We start from the raw sequence: 2,707 nt of genomic DNA, 5'->3' as shown, positions 1-2,707 counted from the left end.
CTGACAGATTTTCTGAATTAGTAAAAGAAATAGAAAATAGTATATCCGCTTATGAAAGAGGCGTTTCTGTTGCTGAAGAGTTCGGCGATAAAGTAAGCGAAGCCGAACAGCAGGGACAGAAAAGTGAAATAGTAAGAAGCGGAATAGAAAGCATAACTAATGAATTAGAACTTACAACTGAACAGGTAGAAATATTAAAAGAGAAGTTCGGCGAACTTTGGAAAACACCTACTCAAAGTTTTTCAGATTATTTTAGTGCGAATTGGCTTCAAATGCTTAATGACACTATAGGATATACAAATGATTTTTATTCTGCTATACAGGAAATGCAAATACAGGCTATAGAGTTTGAAATAGAAAAAAATGAGGAAAGAAAAGAGGCAGCATTAGAAGCGATAGAAGAAGAAAAAAATGCAAGGCTTGAAGCCATAGGAATAATGGAGGACTCGCAAAAGCAGAGTTTATTAAATGAAATAAAACAATTACAGAATAGGCAAAAAGTTGCTTTAGGACTTTATGAACAGGAGAGAATAAAAGCAGAACTTGAAGAGAAACAAAAAGAATTAGCTAAAATACAAATAGAAGAAGAAGCCAAAGCTAAGCAGATGGAAGTAGAGAAAAACTATAATAATGAGAAGATGAAGCTGGAATATAATTCGCAAATGGAAAGCTGGAAAATGTCTTTAGTTCAGGCGTCAGCTTCTATGGCACAGGCAGCCATAAGTGCTTTAGCCTCATCAATGGCAGTTCCTTTCCCTGCCAATATAGCAGCTTATGCTACTTTACTTGGAATTATAGCAGCAGGCTCTGTTAACTTGGTAAAATTATCCCAAGCTAAACCGAGTGAACCTAAATACTTGGCAAAAGGCGGACTTGTAGAGAGAAGAAATGGAGGAATTAATGCTGTAATCGGAGAGGGTGCAAACGATGAAGCGGTTATACCTCTTGAAGATAGAATACTATCAAAAATAGGAAGTCAGATTTTTGAAGCTGCTAAAAATAATGATGGAATATATGAAGTAAATACACAGTCAGAAACTATATTCAATCAGCCTGTTTATTTGATGCTTGACGGAAAGATAGTTGCAAGCACAATGCTTAATCTAAGTAAACGAGGCGTTAAGGTAGTATCACAAAGGGGAATATTATGAGGCTATTATGGAATAATATTTTTAATAATTTTGAATATACTTTCTCTAGTGAAGATGATTTTTTCCCTATTTCTAATATGTTTAATTATCAAACTCTTGAAGTTGGAAAGTTTGCAAGTGAAAGTGAAGGAAGTTTAACACTATTAGGAAACGGCATTATAAATGAAATAGCAATATTTAATACAAATGCTAAAAAAATAAAATTAGAAATAACAAATATTAATAATGATCTGCTTACATATAATATTAATATAATAAATAAACAAGCTATTCATAATATAGCTGCTGTAGAGTTTATAAAAGTCAAAATAACTTTTATCAAAGATGAAGACGGCAATATACTTGAATGCGGATATTTAATAATAGGCGAAGGCGTGGATTTCCCTCCTCATGATAAAAGCAAAACGCATACTGTTAATTATACTCATAATCCATATTTTTCTTTAACAGGTCATTATTTTTATAGAAAACTTCCTTTTAAAAGATATGATACTTGGAAAGTATCTTTTCCGTATCTGACTAATGATGATAGAGAAAAAATCATTAACTTTTTTGATATTAGTAATTTTGAACCTTTTGTTCTTCAAGTATGGATAGAAGAAACAATAAGTCCAGATAAAGAATATGCAATATATAATATAAGCAAATATGGAAAAGCAAAATATGCTAGTAAATCATCGAATATGGAAACAGCAAAATATAATATAAGTAAATACGGACTATCCAAGTATGGAGATAAAAATGTTTCAACTATTAAGTCAAAAAATGTATCTGTAAAATATTATATGAAATCAGGGCTTTATGTATGTACTAATGATAAAATAGATTTTAAGAAAGGAAAGAATGATTTATATCAGTATTCTACAGAGCTTACATTTAGGGAGATAAAATAATGTTTGAGATTATTTATGAGCCTTCCTGTATACCTCTTACTATTGAAGAGGGATATAAAAAACAAAATGAATTATTAAATAAAACTAGATTTTTATATACAGCTTTTGAAGGAATTAAACTTAATCATTTTTTAGATATATATCCGCCTACTTTAATGAAAGGTTCTATTTGTTTATTTTGCAATTCCATATATGAAAATAAAGAGGATATAGAACTTATTGATAACAGCAAAGATGAAGGAAATAGATATATAAGATTGAAACTGTCTAATAACGGCAAAAACTTAATTGCAGAATTGGTTACAAATCTTGATTGTTTTTATAATGAAGAGCTTGGCGGATTTTATAAAGAAGTTAATGGAGAGATATATAAATATATAGCTTACTATATGTATTATGACGGCAATAGATATAATGGATATTATTTAGACAATTATAATAATGAAGTGTATTAAAAAATTAATTACACATATCAGGAATTAAGCGAGCCGAACAAGCGAATAAGCCTGCTTATTCGCTCCTATAGTGTGAGGCGAGCTTAGCAATAATGGAGTATATTAATGTTTAGGGTAATTAAAGAACCAGTAGAAAATCCAACTAATTTATTAGATAGCTATAGACAGCAGAATATTATTATGCAGAAAATGCGTATGCTTCATACTG

2 protein-coding genes and 1 pseudogene are annotated in these 2,707 nt (G+C 30.3%); all 3 read left to right on the top strand.

Features of this window, described 5'->3' with window-relative positions:
• A pseudogene (locus KQ44_RS01730) lies at nt 1-1,151 on the top strand (phage tail tape measure protein); the annotation flags it as partial.
• Nucleotides 1,148-2,044 carry a hypothetical protein gene (locus tag KQ44_RS01725; protein WP_096735974.1) on the top strand — a complete coding sequence of 299 codons (897 nt, stop codon included), beginning with the start codon at nt 1,148-1,150 and terminating at the stop codon, nt 2,042-2,044. The pseudogene KQ44_RS01730 and the gene KQ44_RS01725, both read left to right, overlap by 4 nt.
• Nucleotides 2,044-2,499, top strand: coding sequence for a hypothetical protein (locus KQ44_RS01720; protein ID WP_096735973.1), 456 nt, complete (start codon nt 2,044-2,046; stop codon nt 2,497-2,499). The genes KQ44_RS01725 and KQ44_RS01720 overlap by 1 nt, the downstream gene beginning before the upstream one ends.
• The last annotated feature ends 208 nt before the right edge of the window (nt 2,500-2,707 follow it).

This window comes from Brachyspira sp. G79, from assembly GCF_002379365.1.
In the GTDB taxonomy this organism is placed as follows: Bacteria; Spirochaetota; Brachyspiria; order Brachyspirales; family Brachyspiraceae; genus Brachyspira.
Note: the sequence above shows the minus strand (reverse complement) of the source record. Positions and strands in the feature narration are given on the sequence as shown.